General features: G+C 68.4%; 16 protein-coding genes. 3 read left to right on the forward strand and 13 right to left on the reverse strand.

Annotated elements, in window-relative coordinates; all coding sequences use genetic code 11:
* Positions 1 to 6 precede the first annotated feature (6 nt).
* Positions 7 to 1,254 (forward strand): ankyrin repeat domain-containing protein, encoded by a 1,248-nt coding sequence (locus ABEA24_RS08560; protein WP_345430132.1) that lies wholly within the window; start codon positions 7 to 9, stop codon positions 1,252 to 1,254.
* 97 nt (positions 1,255 to 1,351) lie between these two features.
* Here ABEA24_RS08560 and ABEA24_RS08565 read toward each other — a convergent pair whose 3' ends face one another.
* From ABEA24_RS08565 to ABEA24_RS08600, 8 genes are all read right to left on the reverse strand, one after another.
* Positions 1,352 to 1,951, reverse strand: a complete 600-nt coding sequence (locus ABEA24_RS08565) for a hypothetical protein (RefSeq protein ID WP_345430133.1) — start codon at positions 1,949 to 1,951, stop codon at positions 1,352 to 1,354.
* 210 nt (positions 1,952 to 2,161) lie between these two features.
* The gene (locus tag ABEA24_RS08570) at positions 2,162 to 3,019 is read right to left on the reverse strand and encodes an ABC transporter permease (protein ID WP_345430134.1); all 858 of its coding nucleotides are present in this window, start codon (positions 3,017 to 3,019) and stop codon (positions 2,162 to 2,164) included.
* Complete coding sequence (locus ABEA24_RS08575) at positions 3,016 to 3,969, reverse strand: ATP-binding cassette domain-containing protein (protein ID WP_345430136.1); 954 nt, start codon at positions 3,967 to 3,969, stop codon at positions 3,016 to 3,018. The genes ABEA24_RS08570 and ABEA24_RS08575 overlap by 4 nt, the downstream gene beginning before the upstream one ends.
* A gap of 20 nt (positions 3,970 to 3,989) precedes the next feature.
* Positions 3,990 to 4,541 (reverse strand): MauE/DoxX family redox-associated membrane protein, encoded by a 552-nt coding sequence (locus ABEA24_RS08580; protein ID WP_345430138.1) that lies wholly within the window; start codon positions 4,539 to 4,541, stop codon positions 3,990 to 3,992.
* A gap of 8 nt (positions 4,542 to 4,549) precedes the next feature.
* Positions 4,550 to 4,993, reverse strand: coding sequence for a lasso peptide biosynthesis B2 protein (locus tag ABEA24_RS08585; RefSeq protein WP_345430139.1), 444 nt, complete (start codon positions 4,991 to 4,993; stop codon positions 4,550 to 4,552).
* A complete protein-coding gene (locus tag ABEA24_RS08590) occupies positions 4,990 to 5,247 on the reverse strand; it encodes a lasso peptide biosynthesis PqqD family chaperone (RefSeq protein ID WP_345430140.1) in 258 nt (85 codons plus the stop codon). The genes ABEA24_RS08585 and ABEA24_RS08590 overlap by 4 nt, the downstream gene beginning before the upstream one ends.
* Complete coding sequence (locus ABEA24_RS08595) at positions 5,244 to 7,073, reverse strand: asparagine synthase-related protein (protein WP_345430141.1); 1,830 nt, start codon at positions 7,071 to 7,073, stop codon at positions 5,244 to 5,246. Before ABEA24_RS08595 ends, ABEA24_RS08590 begins: the two co-directional genes overlap by 4 nt.
* 127 nt (positions 7,074 to 7,200) lie before the next feature.
* Positions 7,201 to 7,326 (reverse strand): lasso RiPP family leader peptide-containing protein, encoded by a 126-nt coding sequence (locus ABEA24_RS08600; protein ID WP_345430142.1) that lies wholly within the window; start codon positions 7,324 to 7,326, stop codon positions 7,201 to 7,203.
* 253 nt (positions 7,327 to 7,579) lie between these two features.
* Between ABEA24_RS08600 and ABEA24_RS08605 the strand changes: the two genes are divergently transcribed.
* Positions 7,580 to 8,635: an LLM class flavin-dependent oxidoreductase gene (locus ABEA24_RS08605; RefSeq protein WP_345430143.1), complete on the forward strand. Its 1,056-nt coding sequence runs from the start codon at positions 7,580 to 7,582 to the stop codon at positions 8,633 to 8,635.
* Between the two features lie 32 nt (positions 8,636 to 8,667).
* Here the strand turns inward: ABEA24_RS08605 and ABEA24_RS08610 are convergent, their stop codons facing one another.
* Entirely contained in the window at positions 8,668 to 9,180 is a 513-nt protein-coding gene (locus ABEA24_RS08610) for a flavin reductase family protein (RefSeq protein ID WP_345430144.1), read from the reverse strand.
* Entirely contained in the window at positions 9,158 to 10,084 is a 927-nt protein-coding gene (locus ABEA24_RS08615) for an AfsR/SARP family transcriptional regulator (protein ID WP_345430145.1), read from the reverse strand. The genes ABEA24_RS08610 and ABEA24_RS08615 overlap by 23 nt, the downstream gene beginning before the upstream one ends.
* Between ABEA24_RS08615 and ABEA24_RS08620 the strand changes: the two genes are divergently transcribed.
* Positions 10,069 to 13,164 carry an AfsR/SARP family transcriptional regulator gene (locus ABEA24_RS08620; RefSeq protein ID WP_345430146.1) on the forward strand — a complete coding sequence of 1,032 codons (3,096 nt, stop codon included), beginning with the start codon at positions 10,069 to 10,071 and terminating at the stop codon, positions 13,162 to 13,164. The genes ABEA24_RS08615 and ABEA24_RS08620 overlap by 16 nt on opposite strands.
* Before the next feature lie 58 nt (positions 13,165 to 13,222).
* Here the strand turns inward: ABEA24_RS08620 and ABEA24_RS08625 are convergent, their stop codons facing one another.
* From ABEA24_RS08625 to ABEA24_RS08635, 3 genes are read right to left on the reverse strand one after another with little or no spacing between them, the layout of a single operon-like run.
* The gene (locus ABEA24_RS08625; RefSeq protein ID WP_345430147.1) at positions 13,223 to 14,092 is read right to left on the reverse strand and encodes an ABC transporter permease; all 870 of its coding nucleotides are present in this window, start codon (positions 14,090 to 14,092) and stop codon (positions 13,223 to 13,225) included.
* A 3-nt stretch (positions 14,093 to 14,095) separates the two neighbouring features.
* Positions 14,096 to 15,076, reverse strand: a complete 981-nt coding sequence (locus tag ABEA24_RS08630) for an ATP-binding cassette domain-containing protein (protein ID WP_345430148.1) — start codon at positions 15,074 to 15,076, stop codon at positions 14,096 to 14,098.
* Positions 15,073 to 15,744, reverse strand: a complete 672-nt coding sequence (locus ABEA24_RS08635) for a PadR family transcriptional regulator (RefSeq protein WP_345430149.1) — start codon at positions 15,742 to 15,744, stop codon at positions 15,073 to 15,075. Before ABEA24_RS08635 ends, ABEA24_RS08630 begins: the two co-directional genes overlap by 4 nt.
* Between the last annotated feature and the right edge of the window lie 86 nt (positions 15,745 to 15,830).

A 15,830-nucleotide genomic window follows, 5' to 3' on the forward strand; every position in this document is an offset into this window, starting at 1 on the left:
AGGGACATGGGCAGCGAGCCACTCATAGCGGCGGTACAGAGCAGAGACGTGAAGGCGGTGACCGCGCTACTCGAAGCGGGCGCTGACCCCGACACTGTCGACGGGGACGGCACGCCCGTATTGTGCCTGGCGGTGGATGCCTTCGACTTGCCGGTCGTCGAGGTCCTGATGGCGTCGGCCCAGTTGGATTGCGTTGCCGCCGACGGCCGTACCCCCCTGCTGCGCGCGATCGACCGCGGCGCGTACGAGATCACGGACGCGCTCATCAACCACGGAGCGAAGCTGTGGCTCACGGTAACCCAGGGGCGTGATGCCCTGACGCTCGCCCGGCATTGGCACGAGACGGGCGTCGTGGCCGAGTTGCGTCGCAGGAGTGGGGTGTCGGAGCCGGTCGAATGTAAGACTGTCCGGAGCGAGTTCGGGATCACCTGTGAGGAGCTGTCGCTGGGCGGCCTGACCGTCCGGACCGGACATACTGCGATCCTCACCGCGCTGGAGCCACGGTACGGGATCACGCCATCCTTCGACGAGTTGATGTCCCGTGCCCTGGCCGAACCGGACGTCGACCACGAGGTGTGGTGGGTGACGACGTCCGTGCTCCAGCAGCGCCACGATCCCGCTATCTGGGAGGCGGCCGCCGCCCTTCGGGACAGGCAGGACCCGTTGGAACGGTACTTCGGTGCGGAGGTGCTCCGCCTGGTCAACCTCTTCGACGAGAGCGACGATGCGCCGTTCGACAGGCTACTCGTCGACCTTTTCCTGCCCTGGGTGGCGCGGGAGCCGGATCCGCGTGTGACATGGACTCTCACCGCCGGACTGAGCGACGCCATGGACCCCCGCGCAGAGGATCCGCTGCCGGCGCTCACCCGCCACCGCGACGGCAAAGTCCGGCAGCGGGCGGTCTCCGGCCTGCACAGTGCAGTCGGGGCGGGGAACTCCGAGGCGCTGGTCGCCGTCATGGAGCGCACCCGGGACGAGGACGCCGCGGTCCGTCGGGCGGCCTGTACGGCGCTCGCCTCCACTCCGACGCAATCCACGGCCGCCTTGGACGCGCTTGCCGCATGCCTCTCCGACGAGGACGAGAACGTACGGGTCACGGCTGCGGCGCAACTGGCGCTGCGCGACGATCCGCGTGGCGACGAGATCCTGCGTGCCCTCGACCCCGCTGACGAGAACTCCCCGTACCACTGGCTGCTCTACGACGTGCGCCGTCACCACCGGCTCACCCCGCAAGCCTCGGCCACCGAAGAGTGAATGCACGATGGCTGCGGGGAGGGCGTGATCACCTGCGGGGATGCCCCCGTTCGCGGGGGCCGAAAGCGGTCGTCCTGCGTGCCACCGACGTCCTGTATCAGGAGTGCCGGAACCACGATCGCGGCGGCCCCGACCTCGGATCGACGGCGGGGCGGATGGGAACGGTGGTCAGCGTCCGGGCGGTGGCCAGGACCTCCTCGAACGGCATCGCCAGGGCGTAGGGGCGCACGAAGATCGGACCGCCGACGCGCTTGATGCCGCTACGGGCGAAACGGCGGGGCATGCCGCGCAGTCCCGCGACGGCCCGGTCGGTGTCGACGGGCACGAAGACGATCAGCTTCGCGGTCCGGCCGTCCGGCGACCGGCTCACGATCCGGACCTCGGCGACGTTCGACCACGGCAGCGCCACTCGCGCCGAGTGCAGCATTACCCCGTCGGAGTCCAGGGTGAGAAAAGGGAGCCGCCGCGCGGCGCGCCATGCCGCTCGCACGACGAGCCCGCCCAGCCATACGGTCCACAGACCGCAGACGACGGACATCACCGCAGGGATCTGATGGAAGCTTCCCTTATCCGTCGCACGGAACGCCAGAGAGGTCGTCACGAGGATCGCGATCAGGGCGAAGACGGCCGAATCCCGCAGACCTCGCCAGGTGTAGCCGATCTCGACGGCGGCCGGCCGGGCTCCTGTCTCTGACATCTCGTCCTTCCGGAAGTGCCGTCTATACCGGCGGGGACGGGTCGCCGCCGGCCGTGGGCATCCTACGGCCGGCGGCGATCCCGGTGTCCGGTCAGTCGGTACGGCGGAACTGGGCGACCGCCGCGCCCAGCAGACCGTTCCCGGCGCCAGGACGATAAGGACTGCCAGGGGGTGGTCCTGCGATGTCCGCGGCCGGGCGCTCCGATCGCGTCATCGCGGGGCGCCGGCCCGCCGGAAGCCGCTGACCGCGAGTATGACCGAGACGACCACGATCGCCAGGCTGATGGAGATGGCGGAGATCGCGCTCCCGCCGACCGGCCGCCCGAGCGTGAGGTTCCTGGCCGTGTCGATCCCATACGTCATGGGGTTGACGCATGCCACCGCTCGCAGCCAGGGCGGAAGGCCGCTCACCGGCGCGAACGCGTTGGACGCGAACATGAGCGGGAACGTCACCAGGCCGGCGATGCCCTGCATCACCTCGACCCTGCGCACGTGGCAGGCGAGGGCGATGAAGATCCAGCCGAGGCATCCGCCGACGATGAGCGCCATTCCCAGTGCGGCGAATGTTCCGACCGCCCCGCCCGGAGGCGTGAATCCGAAGGCGAGGAACGAAATGAGCACCAGGAAGGACAACTGCAGCGAAGTCCGTGTGAGGTCGGCGAGGCTGCGCGCGAGAAGCACCGAGCCGGGCCATATGGGCAGCGACAGGAAGCGCGAGATGATGCCGCTCTTCATTTCCTGGATCAGTCCCGTGGCCGTGTTCAGCGCGGACTGCAGTGCGGTCGTCATCATGATCGCGGGCACCAGGAAGTCGATGTACCGCATGTGCTCCGGGAAGCCCGGCGCATGGGCCATACCGGCGAAGATCTGGCCGAACACCACCAGCATGAGCAGTGGCCCGAGCATGCTGATCAGCAACATGCGAGGATCGATGACCAGCGCTCGCAACGACCTCATCGTGAGCACGAGAATCTGCGTCGCCGGTGTGCTTCCGTTCCAGATGTCAGGCGGCGCGGCCCTTCGGAACGGCTCGTTCTGGCCGGTGGTCGTGCGTGTCGTCGCCGTCATGTATCCCGGCTCCCCACAAGTCCCGGCGTGGCCGAGTGCCGTACGAGGGTGAGGTACACCTCGTCGATGCCCGGCTCGGCGAAGGTCAGTTCACGCGCCTCGACGCCGACGGCGTCGAGCAGGCGTACGATCACCGCGACATCCCGGGATCCGGCGACCGGGACGGTCACCGATCGTTCCTTCTCGTCGTGGACGGGCCGGAGACCTTCCCGGTCCAGCGCCATGACGGCGCGCGCCAGGTCCGCGGGATCGGAGAGCCTGGCGGTGACCGTGCGCTCACCGACCCGCGCCTTCAGCTCCGCGGGTGTGCCGGAGGCGATGACTCTGCCCTCCGACAGCACGGCGATCGAGTCGGCGAGCCGGTCGGCCTCCTCCAGGTGCTGGGTCGTCAGCAGAACCGTGGTGCCGTCCTCGACGAGCCGCCTCAGGATCTGCCACATGTTCAGCCGGCTGACCGGGTCCAGTCCCGTGGTGGGCTCGTCCAGGAAGAGCACCGGAGGCCGCCCCACCAGGCTCGCGGCAAGGTCCAGTCGCCGGCGCATTCCACCTGAGTAGGTACGGACCCGCCGGTTCGCGGCGTCCGTCAGCCCGAACAGCGTCAGCAGTTCACGGGCGCGGGCCCGAGCCGCATGGGCGCCGGCACCCAGAAGTCTGGCGATCAGGACGAGGTTGTCCCGGCCCGATATCTCCTGGTCGACGGTCGCGAACTGACCGGTCAGCCCGATCCTCCGGCGCACCTGCCGGGCTTGGCGCACGATGTCGTAACCGGCGACGGTGGCCGTTCCGCCGCTCGGCGGCGAGAGGGTCGCGAGGATGTTGACCAGCGTCGATTTGCCGGCCCCGTTGTGGCCGAGGAGACCCAGGATCGCACCCGCCGGTGCCGCGAGGTGGACGTCGTCCAGCGCCGTCAGCGGACCGAAACGTTTGCTCATCCCGACGACTTCGATCATGTTCTTCGGCATCTCGCCGCCTATCCCTGCTGGTGCGCCGACGAGGTCCGCCACCTGACGAGCAGCGCCCGGACGGCCACATCGTAGTAACGAACGAATGCCACGGCGGCGCCCAGTGCACAGACCACGACCGGAATGTCGATGATCGGACGCGTGACCATGGACGCCGAGTCGATCACGAGACCGGGAATCGCGCACGCCATCAGCAGCAGATTACGGACGATCATGGCATTGCTCATTATCGCTCCGGCCCCGCCGAAGCATCTGCATTCGGCGAAGATGCCGCCTCTGACGGAACGGATCACCACTCCGACGAAGACCGCCAGCAGCGCGGCCGCCAGAGCGAGTCCGGCCCGCGGGAAGAACGGCAGGATCAGTAGTACGGTCGCCGTTCCTTCGCCGACGACGATGACCGATGCCGCATAACGCGCCGTCCGTTCCGGAATGATGGCCAGCTTGTGTATCGAGACCGTGAACTGCCGGAATCTGGAAATGTGGCGGACCTTGCCAAAGAACGCGATCGCGAACACGGTGGCAAGGAAGTATCTCTGGGCGAGCACCAGGTGGATCATTGCGCCTCCTATCCGTGATCCGTCCGGCGGCGTCGTCCGTCCGACGGAGGCACTGTCATGACCTTGCTGTAAAAGCGGATCTCATCGCGTTCGCCGATCGGCCTGCCGCTCACCTCGACCCAGGCGTGGGCGCGGAACGGCTCCATGCGCACTCCGGTGCACCAGGTCGGCCAGCATCCGGTCAGCCGGCACAGCAGTGCGGTCGCGACGGAGCGCTGCAGGCAGCCTTGGCCCGCGCACTGAACGCTTACGGAGATCACTGCCTGTCGTGCCGTCAACGTCTCCTGTTCCGTGGCGGGGCGGGCACCGCGACCGGCCGCGGTGAGGATCCGCCGGAGGCGTCCGGGAGACGCGCGGATGAGGATCCGCGCCGCGGCGACGGAGAGCCGGGCGGCGACGCGCCTGCGATAGGGCACCCGGACCGACGGCTCGAGGGTGACGGGCATCGTCATGACACGACCACCTCGGCGTCTTCGAGCGATCGCATGAGCGCCGCGACGTCCGCGGGTATTCGCGCGGACGCCGACGGGTGCGTACGGCACAGTCCTTCGACCGCCTGCTCGGGTGTTCCGCCGTCGAGGAGAACGCGCAGGACGGTCGCTCCTGTGGTGTTCAGCGCCCAGTAGCGGCCGGTGTGCTCGTCGAGCAGGACCATGCCGCCGTCCGCGTCGGTCGCGGACACGTTCGCGGCGAGAGAGAAGGTCATCGTCGTCCTCCGGACAAATCGGCCACGCGGCTCGTGGCCGGCAGCGAGCGGAGCCAGATCTCACAGGCGAAGGTGCTGATGAGGGGCATGAGGGTGATCGATGAGTGCGGGAGACTTTCGAGGGTGGACCGGAGAACGCGGGCGTCGACCAGGCCCAGGCGGGCGAGCCGCATGTCGTCGCACAGGTCGAGCAGTTCCGTGCGGTGCCGGCGCAGACCGGCATAGGCGTCCGCGCTGTATTCGGACTTCGTCGAACGTCCCAGAACGTGATCCGGGACGATGCCGCGCATGGCCGCCGTCAGCACCGGCTTGTAGCGGTCCGGCATCGCGCAGTCCTCGAACCTGACGCTCAGGGCGGCCTCGACCACCCGATCGTCGACGAAGGGCGCGTGCCATGAGACACCGAACCGGCAGGTGTGACGATCGACTCGGCGCAGGGTGTCTCCGCACAGGCGGACGTCTTGCAGGGCAGCATGCTGAGCGCGTAGCGGGGCGAGCGGCTCGGGGTCGCTCAGCGCCGCCTCGCGCAGCTGACGGCGGGCTGCGGCGATCGCGTCGCCGGACGCCCAGGGCGCGCTTCGATAGCTGATTCCCCAGCCGAACTCGGGGGCCACGCCGAACTCCCGCACGGGTGCGATCAGCGACTCCGCCGAGGTGGCCAGCCAGTGTCCGAAGGACGACCGGTTGAGGAGCGCGCGGACGGTGGCTCCAGCCGGCCAACGATAGATGGCCCGGTTGGCCCTCAGGTATCGGACGGCCCGCAGGGGATTCGTCCGGGCCAGCGTGTGCAGGTAGAGAGGTGTATTGGAGAACAGTTCGTCTCCGCCGTGACCGGTCAGGTGCGTCGCGGATCCATGTTCGGCGACCTGCCGGGCCATGTACGCGAGCCGGGCGCGGGTGCGGATCCAGGCGAACGGCGCCTCGATGTCCGGGTCCGGCTCGGTCAGTCCCGCGAACCACACGGGCGCGCTGCTCCGGGCCAGTACGAGATGCCGGGCGTCCGGGAGCGCGGCGGCGGCCCGGCCGGCCCACGCTTGGTCCTCGTCCGCCGGATCCGCTGCCTCCCATCGCGTCGTCACCAGGTGATCAGTGCGATCGGCCGCCAGAAAGCAGAGGCTGGTGGAATCCATGCCTCCGGAAAGGTCCGCGCTGATGGTACGGGCGGACCCGGCGCGCGCGGCGACGGCGTCACTCAGCGCGGCACGGACGCGTTCAGCCGCGGCCTCCAGAGGAAGGCTCGGCTCCGGCGGCGACCACCACCGCACCGTTCGCGCGCGGCCGTCCTGGGACATCTCCAGGTAGTGGCCCATGCCGAGCGCATCGATCCCTCGCCACAGGCACCGTTCGCTCAGCGGCCACGGCGGCCACGGTGCCAGGAGGCGCACCGGCAGGAGTTCCTCGGCGATGCCCGATCCGGTGAGCGCGGACAGGCACTGCGGTCGGTCCGCGGCCACGGTCGTCCCGGCGATCGAGCCGTAGAAGACCTGGCGCGCGCTCGAGATACTGCCCTGGACCCGCACCACGCCGTCCAGCGCGGCCACGAGGTGAAAGCTGCCCGGGACGGTCCCGGCCAGGGCGTCGAGATCGCTCACCGTACGGATGCGTTGGAGCGATGTGGAGAGCCGCTGCGGGGTCACCGAGGTGTGGCCGAGGAGCGCCAGCCGTCGCGGCCCCTCGGCGGCGAGGACGATCTCCCCGTCCCGCCACCGGCCGATGATCCACGGACGTCCCGAAGGATGAACGATCACCGTCTGGTGCGTTCGGTCGGGAACGGCGTCTGCGACGGCCGCACCCGCCACGGAGTCCGGAAACACCAGGAATTGCACGTTGTTCTCCGTATTTTCGGCGCAAAGTCAAGGTGTGCCGACACCGGTCGGGACCGGTGCCGGCACACCTTCTGATGCGATGCGTGTCACATCTGCTTGCGAGCGATGTGGCACTCCGTCTGAACGATCAGCAGAGCATCACGCATGACCAGTCGGCCTCGAAGCCCCAATTGGGGCGGCCGAGGGTCACCTCCGCGAAGTCACCCGCCTCGGCCAGCACCGGGGGCTCGTACGTGACGGTCTCCTTCTGCATTTGCGAACACCTCCCTCTCGAAACGATTCTCTGAAGTCCCCGTGACGAATTTCATGGGGTCTTCGACCAACGAGTTCAAGCTAACGCCGACCGCTCACACTGCACTCACACTTCACTTCCAATCTGCTCTCATCAATGGCGATGAATACGTTCCGGTCTTGCATTGTTTCGCCGGTCGGGAGAGAGTCGAACTCCAATGGGGCCGCCGAAGTATGGATCGACGAAGGTGATCCCGAAACCCAAAGGAGAGAAGATGTCCCACATGCGTACGTGCGCGGTTTCGGTACTTGAAACCGCGCCGGTATGGCAGGGTTCCTCACCGACCGCGGCTCTGCGCGGCGCACTCGAACTGGCTCGCCGGGTCGAAGCGCTCGGGTATCTGCGTTACTGGGTTGCCGAGCACCACAACGCCCCCTTCATCGCGAGTTGCGCGCCGCCGGTGCTCGCCGGCCAGATCGCCGGCGTCACCTCGACGATTCGGGTCGGATCCGGCGGCGTCATGCTGCCCAATCACGCACCCCTGGTGGTCGCCGAACAGTTCGGCACTCTCGAGGCGCTCAATCCAGGGCGCGTTGATCTTGGGATAGGCCGGTCGCCGGGCACCGACCTTACGACGGCTCGCGCCCTGTCCCGCATCAGCAGTCCTCCCGGATCGGACGTCTTCCCCGGAATGGTCGCCGAGCTGGTGGGATATTTCGAGCGGTCCGGTGACGCCGGGACGGCGGAGACGGTCGTCGCCGTGCCCGCCCAAGAGAACCGGCCGCAGATCTGGTTGCTCGGATCGAGTGCCCACAGCGCCAGGCTCGCCGGCTCACTGGGGCTACCGTTCGCGTTCGCCCACCATGTCAGACCGCAGAACGCGGTCTCCGCGATGGCCGCTTACCGGGAGGCGTTCCGTCCCTCCGCCTGGTCCGACCGGCCGTACGCGATGGTCGCCGCGTCCGTGATCGCCGCGGACAGCGATGATCACGCGGAGTGGCTCGCCGGACCGGTCGGCGTCATCATCCACGAGTCGCTGGAAGGACGGAGGAACCGGCCCAACCTCACGCCGAGCGAAGCGGCGGTCTACCGTTACTCCGAGGCCGAGCGGGCGCGTGTACGAAAGGGGCTCAGCGATCATCTGATCGGCGGACCGGCGACGATACGCGGCAGGGTGGCCGAACTCCTCCGGGCGACCGGCGCCGACGAGCTCATGGCCATCACGTTGATCCAGGACCTGAGCGACCGCGTCCGTTCCTATGAGATCCTCGCCGACGCCGTGGCGTGTGCGGATCCCGAATCGCTCTCCGGCTCCGCAGGGGTGCGCTGACCTGGGGAGGCGGCGGATACGGCGAGACCGCCTCAGCGGCCGGCCGCCCGGCCTGAAAGGGGGCCGAGCGTCGCCCACTCCCCGCGAAAGAACAGCAGCGGTTCTTTCGCCGTATCCGTCGACAGGTGGCGTGCCTTACCGATGACGATGTTGTGATCTCCCGCCTCATGGCGGTCTTCAAGTGTGCAGTCGATCCAGGCCGCCGCACCGGAGATCATCGGGGCTCCACCGGGCGATTCGGCATTGACCATTCCGTCGAAGCGCCGGCACCCGCGCCGGGCGAACCGCCGCCCGAGATCCTCCTGACCGGCGGCCAGGACGTTGACGCAGAAGAATCCGGCGTCCCGGATCTTCGGCCACGTGGTCGAAGCCGTGGAGACACAGAACAGCACCAGCGGCGGGTCCAGGGAGAGAGTGCTGAACGCCTGACAGGTGAACCCCGCAGGGTCCCCGTGCAGTGACGTCGTTATGACGGTGACACCCGTACAGAAGTGACCGAGGACCCGGCGGAACGCGTGTGCGTCAGTAGCCGGAAAGGACTGCACTCTCGCCTCCTCTCGCTCCGGTCTCCGCCAGGCGTAGTCCCGGCTCACTGCGCAACATGGCCAGGTGGATCCGCTGGAGCTCGGGGCTCGGATCGATGCCCAGCTCGTCGCGGAGGCGGACACTCACCCTCTCGTACGCCCGGAGCGCCTCCGCCTGGCGGCCCGAGCGGTAGAGCGCGAGCATGAGCTGCCGCCAGAACCGCTCGCGGAACGGATGCCTCACGGTGAGAATGCGCAGCTCGCCGACCAGCTCGTCATGACGGCCGAGCGCCAGGCCGACCTCGTGACTGCGCTCGAGAGCCAGCAGCCGCTCCTCGTTCAGCCCGGGAACGAAGTCCCGATGGAGCACCTCGGAGCGCACGTCGGGCAACGCCGGCCCGCGCCACAACGCGAGCGCCTCGGACAGTCGCGCCGCCTCCGCGGCCAGATCTCCTCGCGCGCCCGCCTTCCGCGCCGCTCTGTCGAGGGCGCGGAACCGCTCGAGGTCGAGGCATTCCGTGTCGATCCTCATCTCATAGCCGGCCGCCGACGTCCGCAGCATTCGGTGCGCGTCGCCACACTGCCGGGCGAGTGCCTGACGGAGACGCCCCACGCAGGTGTGCAGCGCGTTGCGTGGCCGGTGCGGCGGGATCTCACCCCACACCTGCTCGATGATCTCCTCATTCGTCACGGTCCTGTTCGCATTGAGCAGCAACGCGGCGAGCAGCGTTCGTTGTTTACCCCCTGGTAGGGATATCGGACGATCGTCAACGGTGATGGCCAACGGGCCCAGGACCTGGAACTGGACGCGGTTGGTGCTTCTTCGGAAAAAATACACTCGATTCATCGGAATCTGCCCTCGAAAGATTACCGAAAAAGCCGAACTCTCTACCTTCCCTTGTGACTCCTGTGCCACCGTACGCATCGAAGTTGTGGAACGGTTTAGAAGTGGTTGACGTTTGTCCTGACGGACTGGTTGACCTGCGAGGAAGGGCAGCTATGGGGGAGTCTGTCGAGTTCCGCGTTCTCGGGCCGCTCGAGGTCCGCGTTGATGAGTGTGTTGTTGATCTTCCTCCAAAGCTCCGAGCGCTTCTCGTCACCCTTCTCTGTAGGGCGAACAGCGTCATCTCGGCGGACCAACTGATCGATGCGTTGTGGGGCGGCGACCCACCGCGGACCGCCGCCAAGACCCTCCAGGGCTACGTCCACCATCTGCGCAGGGCGCTGAGGGACGAGGGGCGGATCGCCCACCGCCCGCCCGGTTACCTGCTGGCCGTGCGATGCGGTGAACTGGACGCGGTTCGGTTCGAGGAGCTTTTCGAGCAGGGCACGCGGGCGGTCGCCGAGGGGCGGTTCACCGAGGGCGCAGACCTGCTTCGTCAGGCGGGCGAACAGTGGCGCGGTCCCATGCTCGAGGACCAGGATGAGATCTCGTTAGTCCATGAGGAGTCGGTTCGTCTCACCGAGCTCCGCCAGGTGGCGACAGAGAAACGCATCGAGGCCGAACTTGCCATGGGGCGTCACACCGAGCTCATCGGTGAACTGTCGGCTCTCGTCACCGAGCATCCGTTTCGCGAACGCCTGCGCGCCCACCTCATGCTCGCGCTCCACCGATGCGGACGATCCGCCGAGGCCCTCGAGCTCTACCACGACGGACGTGAGCTGCTCAAGCGCGAGCTGGGCGTCGATCCAGGGGTGCACCTCCGGCGCATCGAGGAGGCCATTCTGGCGGGAGATCCCGAGCTCGATGTCCCGGATCCCGAGCTCGATGTCCCGCGCATGCCGAGTGGTCCGGCGCAGCTGCCCAGAGACATCGCGGACTTCACCGGGCACGAGGCCCATGTCGAAGAGCTGACTCGGGTGCTGGCCGACGGCGGCCCGGCGATCGTGATCTCGGCGATCGCGGGATTGGGCGGTATCGGCAAGACGACACTCGCCGTGCACGTGGCCTCACAGCTGATCGAGGAGTTCCCGCACGGCCAGCTGTACGTCGATCTAGGGGGTGCCGAGATGCCGCTGGAGGCGACCTGGGTTCTGGACCGCTTCCTCCGGGATCTGGGAGTCGACGGTTCGAGCATTCCGGAGACGCTCGACGAGCGTGCGGCCATGTACCGCAGCGTGCTGGCCACACGACGGATCCTCGTGGTGCTCGACAACGCCTATGACGAGGCGCAGGTGCGAGCGCTGCTGCCGGGTTCCCCCACGTGCGCCGTGCTGCTGACCAGCCGTCGGCGACTGTCCGGGCTCGAGAGCGTCCACCGGGTCGACCTGGACGTGTTCGAACCCCGTCAGGCCGTGCGGCTGCTGGCGCAGATCGCCGGGACGGACCTGGTGGAGGCCGAGCCCGACGCGGCGGCCGAGATCGTGGAACTGTGCGGCAGGTTGCCGCTCGCCGTTCGAATCGCGGGCGCCCGCTTGGCCTCCCGACCGGACTGGCGGCTCAGTGATCTCGCCGAGCGCCTGCGCGACCAACGACGCCGTCTGGACGAACTGGCCACCGGTGACCTCGCCGTGCGGGCATGCCTGGCCCTCAGTTACACCGGGCTGTCCCCCGGGGCCCGGCGGCTGTTCCGGCTTCTCGGCCTGCTTGAAACCCCCGATTTCGCCGCCTGGGTAGCGGTCGACCTTCTCGACACCACCCCCGCCCAGGCCGATCGCCACCTCGGAGAACTCCTCGACGCCCGGATCATCGGCAGCGCGGCTGCGGGCCGTTACCGGTTCCACGACCTGATCCGCCTCTACGCCCGCGAACTGGCCGACCGGGAGGACGGCGAGGAGGACCGGCGAGCGGCCCTCACCCGCGCATTCGGTGCCTGGCTCGCACTCGCCGAGCAGGCCCACATCACGGTGTGGGAGGGGGATTTCGCGGTGGTGCACGGCAGTGCTCCTCGTCGGCGACTCCATGAGGGCACGGGTGCGGAGACCGAGCCTTTCGCCTGGTACCAATCCGAGCGCGCCGCACTGCTCGCGGTGGTCCGCCAGTCCGCCTGCCTGGACATGGCCGAACTCTGCTGGGACCTCGTAGGGACGCTCGTCTGCCTGTTCGAAGCGCTCAGTCACCATGACGAGTGGCGTGTCACCGTCGAGTACGGCCTCGCCGTCACCCGGCGAGTGGCCGACCGCCGCGGGCAGGCGACGATGCTGACCGCGTCGGGTCTGCTCGGGATCGCCCGGCATCGGCACGAGCGGGCCGAAGCCGAGTTGACGGAGGCGATGCGGCTGTTCACGGAGGTCGCCGATCTCCACGGCCGTGCCCTCGCCCTGACCGCGCTGGCGTACGTCCGCCACCTGGGCGGTCGTTACGACATCGCCTTGGCCGACTACGAAGAGGCCATTGACGTGCTGCGCCGGGTCGGCGACCGCGGCGTCGAAGTGATCGTGCTGCGGTGTATCGGTCAGGTGCACATCGACCTGCGGCATCCGCATCTCGCCGAACCCTACCTCGTGGCCGCGCGAGCCGTCGCCGGTGGCGAACCGATGGAACACGTCCATCCGCAGCTCATCCACCTGGTCGGCGAGCTTGACCTGGATCGCGGAGAAGTGGAGCGCGCCGAACGGTCGTTCGACCGGCTCGCAGAGGTCGCACGCGAGCACCATGACCCGCGAAGCGAGGCTTTCGCACTCTACGGACTGGGCAACGTCCGCCATCGGCAGGGCGCTCTGGACGAAGCCGAAAAGCTGCTCCAAGAAGCCCTGTCGATCGCCCGCGATACCGCTGAACGCCTCCTCGAGGCCAGGACTCTGCTCACCCTCGGCGAATGCCACCATGAACACGGGCGCCGCCCTGAGGCCCTCGGGGCGCTCACCGAGGCCGTTGCCATCTTCGAGGAGATCGGCACCCCGCTCTGGCAGGCCCGAGCTCTTGAGTCACTGGCGTCCCATCTCGAGGCCGTCGGTGAGACCGACGCCGCGCGGGAGAACCGAGCGTGGTCCCTCAGGCTCTACGAAGAGCTCCGCTCACCGAAGAACGATCACGGCACTGACGGCCCCGGCCCGGAGTTCTGAGAGGGGACCACGCGCCGGCCTGGACTCTTTGCTCCCCAAGGCGACTCCGTGGTGCCGTTCAGTCGGTCCGTTTGAACTGCAGAACGGCGGCGCCCAGCAGGACCGCGCCCAGCGCAAGGACGAGGAGGACCTCCAGCGCGGGTGGCACCTGCCAGCCGAACCAGGTGACCCCGGGGTTGAACCGGTGCAGCAGCGCGGGGCTGGCGGTGATGTGGGCGAACACCACGTGCCGCAGCGGGTCGACGGCGTAGGTGAGGGGGTTGATCCGAGTCAGGACGCTCAGCCAGCTCGGCAGTCCCGACAGCGGGAACAGCGCGCCGGACAGGAACAGCATCGGCATCATCGCCATCTGCATGATGCCGAAGAAGGACTGCATCTTCCGAATCCGGGCGGCCAGCACCACGCCGAACGCGGTGATCGTGAACGCGCCGATGAACATCACCAGCACGAGCAGGAGGAGCATCGCCGGGTCGTACGGCACGCCGGCCAGCCCGGCCAGGGCGAGGAGCACGATGCCCTGGAACGTCGCGACGATCGCGCCGCCCAGCACCTTGCCGACGACGATGGCGGCCCGGCTGACCGGCGCGACGAGCATCTCCCGCAGGAAACCGAACTCCCGGTCCCAGACGATCGAGGCGGCGGAGAACATCGCGGTGAACATCACCGACATGGCGACGACGCCGGGGAAGATGAACGTTTTGAGGTTCACGCCGTTGCCGCTCGCCACGAGCGAGGACAGGCCGGTGCCCATGACCAGCAGCCACAGCACCGGCTGGACCAGCTGGGAGATCATGCGGGTGCGGTCGTAGATGAAGCGGAGCAGTTCCCGGTGCAGCACGATCTTGACCGCGCGCAGGTCGTGGCGCATGCTGCGCCGCGCCACCCGTACCTGGGCGACGTCGGCGACCGGATGGGTGTCAACGGCCATCGGTCATCTCCTCATCATCCGCATCCAGTCGTTCGCACCGGCCTCGGCGTCGCGGATCGTGCTGCCGGTGTAGCTGAGGAACACGTCGTCGAGCGAGGGGCGCGCGACGTGCACCGACCGGATCGGCACGCCGAGCTCGGCGAACAGGCGCGGCACGAACTCCTCGCCGGAGGGCACCGCGAAGGTGACGGTGCGCTCGTGGATCCCGGCGTCGATCGCGAAGCGCTCCTTGAGCGCGGCGATCGCGGCCTCGTCGTCGGCCGTGGTGATCTGCACGCGGTCCTTGCCGACGCCGGCCTTGAGGTTCTCCGGGGTGTCGAGGACGACGATCTCACCGTGATCGATGATCGCGATGCGGTCGCAGTACTCGGCCTCCTCCATGTAATGCGTCGTGAGGAAGATCGTGATGTCCTCGGTGTCCTTCAGCTGTTTGATGTAGCCCCAGATCGCGGCGCGGGTCTGCGGGTCCAGGCCGACGGTCGGCTCGTCGAGGAAGAGCACGCGCGGCGAGTGGAGCAGTCCCCGGGCGATCTCCAGCCGCCGCTTCATGCCGCCGGAGAACGTCTCGACCTTGCCGTCCTTGCGGTCGAGCAGGTCGACCATGGTGAGGACCTGGGTGATGCGCTCCTTCATCGCCTCCTTCGGCACGCCGTACAGCTCGCCGTGGAAGCGGAGGTTCTGCTCCGCCGTCAGGTAGGCGTCGACGGTGGGGTCCTGGAACACCAGACCGATGTTGCGCCGGACCTCGTCGCGTTCGGCGACGATGTCGTGGCCGGCGACCCGCGCGGTGCCACCGCTCGGCCGGACGAGCGTGCACAGCATGCTGATCGTCGTCGTCTTGCCCGCGCCGTTGGGGCCGAGGAAGCCGAAGACCTCCCCCGGCTTCACCTCGAAGTCGATGCCCTTGACGGCGTCGAGGTCGCCGTATCTCTTCACCAGGCCGTCCACCGCGACGGCGGGGCCTCTTCCGTCGGTCGAGGTCACGAATCCTCCTCGGGGTCCTCGGCGAGCAGGCGGTACAGGGCACGGCGGGTGTCGGCGAGGATCTTCCGGGCGCTGTCGCGCTGGCCGGGAGTGCCGGCCATCATCACCTGGCGCATGGCCATGCCGACCTGGGCCAGCTGGCGGTGCAGGTCCACCATCTCCTCGCTGACCGAGTCGGCGACCTCCTCCCACGGGTCGGCGGCGCCCTCGCTGCGCTCGCGCACGTGGGCGAATCCGGCCTCGGTCAGGTGGTACGTGCGGCGCCCGCCGTCCTCCTCCGACCGGACCAGCCCCTCGTCCTCCAGCTGCTGCAGCGCCGGGTAGACCGAGCCGGGGCTCGGCCGCCAGATCCCCTGACTGCGCTCGGCGATCTCCTGGATGATCTGGTAGCCGTTGCGCGGGCCCTCGGCGAGGAGGCTCAGCGCGGCCGCGCGGACGTCCCCCTTCTTGACCTTCGGGGCGGGGCCGGGCGGCATCGGACCGCCGAACCCGAATCCCGGCGGACCGGGCGGAGGCGGCGGCAGCAGGTGAGGCATCGGCGGTCCCGGCAGCCCCGGCGGGAAGGGCATGCCCCCGCCGTGGTCGTGCGGCACTCCCCTGGCCTCGTTCCACATCGGATGCCCTGCCGGATCATGCGGATGGCCCCCGTGGGGCGGCAGATGACGCATGGCCCCTCCCGACTCTTCTCGACGATCATCTAGATACGTTAACGATATATCTAGAACGTTCGCCGAACAACCCGATATGCGGTGAT

This window comes from Actinoallomurus vinaceus (assembly GCF_039542055.1).
Taxonomy (GTDB): domain Bacteria; phylum Actinomycetota; class Actinomycetes; order Streptosporangiales; family Streptosporangiaceae; genus Actinoallomurus; species Actinoallomurus vinaceus.

What these genes read in the sequence shown, in the direction of transcription:
- ABEA24_RS08605 (WP_345430143.1), top strand. Translation starts at nt 7,580, where the DNA reads ATGTCCCACATGCGTACGTGCGCGGTTTCGGTACTTGAAACCGCGCCG.
- ABEA24_RS08615 (WP_345430145.1), bottom strand. Translation starts at nt 10,084, where the DNA reads ATGCGTACGGTGGCACAGGAGTCACAAGGGAAGGTAGAGAGTTCGGCT.
- ABEA24_RS08565 (WP_345430133.1), bottom strand. Translation starts at nt 1,951, where the DNA reads ATGTCAGAGACAGGAGCCCGGCCGGCCGCCGTCGAGATCGGCTACACC.
- ABEA24_RS08635 (WP_345430149.1), bottom strand. Translation starts at nt 15,744, where the DNA reads ATGCGTCATCTGCCGCCCCACGGGGGCCATCCGCATGATCCGGCAGGG.
- ABEA24_RS08625 (WP_345430147.1), bottom strand. Translation starts at nt 14,092, where the DNA reads ATGGCCGTTGACACCCATCCGGTCGCCGACGTCGCCCAGGTACGGGTG.
- ABEA24_RS08585 (WP_345430139.1), bottom strand. Translation starts at nt 4,993, where the DNA reads ATGACGATGCCCGTCACCCTCGAGCCGTCGGTCCGGGTGCCCTATCGC.
- ABEA24_RS08600 (WP_345430142.1), bottom strand. Translation starts at nt 7,326, where the DNA reads ATGCAGAAGGAGACCGTCACGTACGAGCCCCCGGTGCTGGCCGAGGCG.
- ABEA24_RS08590 (WP_345430140.1), bottom strand. Translation starts at nt 5,247, where the DNA reads ATGACCTTCTCTCTCGCCGCGAACGTGTCCGCGACCGACGCGGACGGC.
- ABEA24_RS08580 (WP_345430138.1), bottom strand. Translation starts at nt 4,541, where the DNA reads ATGATCCACCTGGTGCTCGCCCAGAGATACTTCCTTGCCACCGTGTTC.
- ABEA24_RS08560 (WP_345430132.1), top strand. Translation starts at nt 7, where the DNA reads ATGGGCAGCGAGCCACTCATAGCGGCGGTACAGAGCAGAGACGTGAAG.
- ABEA24_RS08575 (WP_345430136.1), bottom strand. Translation starts at nt 3,969, where the DNA reads ATGATCGAAGTCGTCGGGATGAGCAAACGTTTCGGTCCGCTGACGGCG.
- ABEA24_RS08570 (WP_345430134.1), bottom strand. Translation starts at nt 3,019, where the DNA reads ATGACGGCGACGACACGCACGACCACCGGCCAGAACGAGCCGTTCCGA.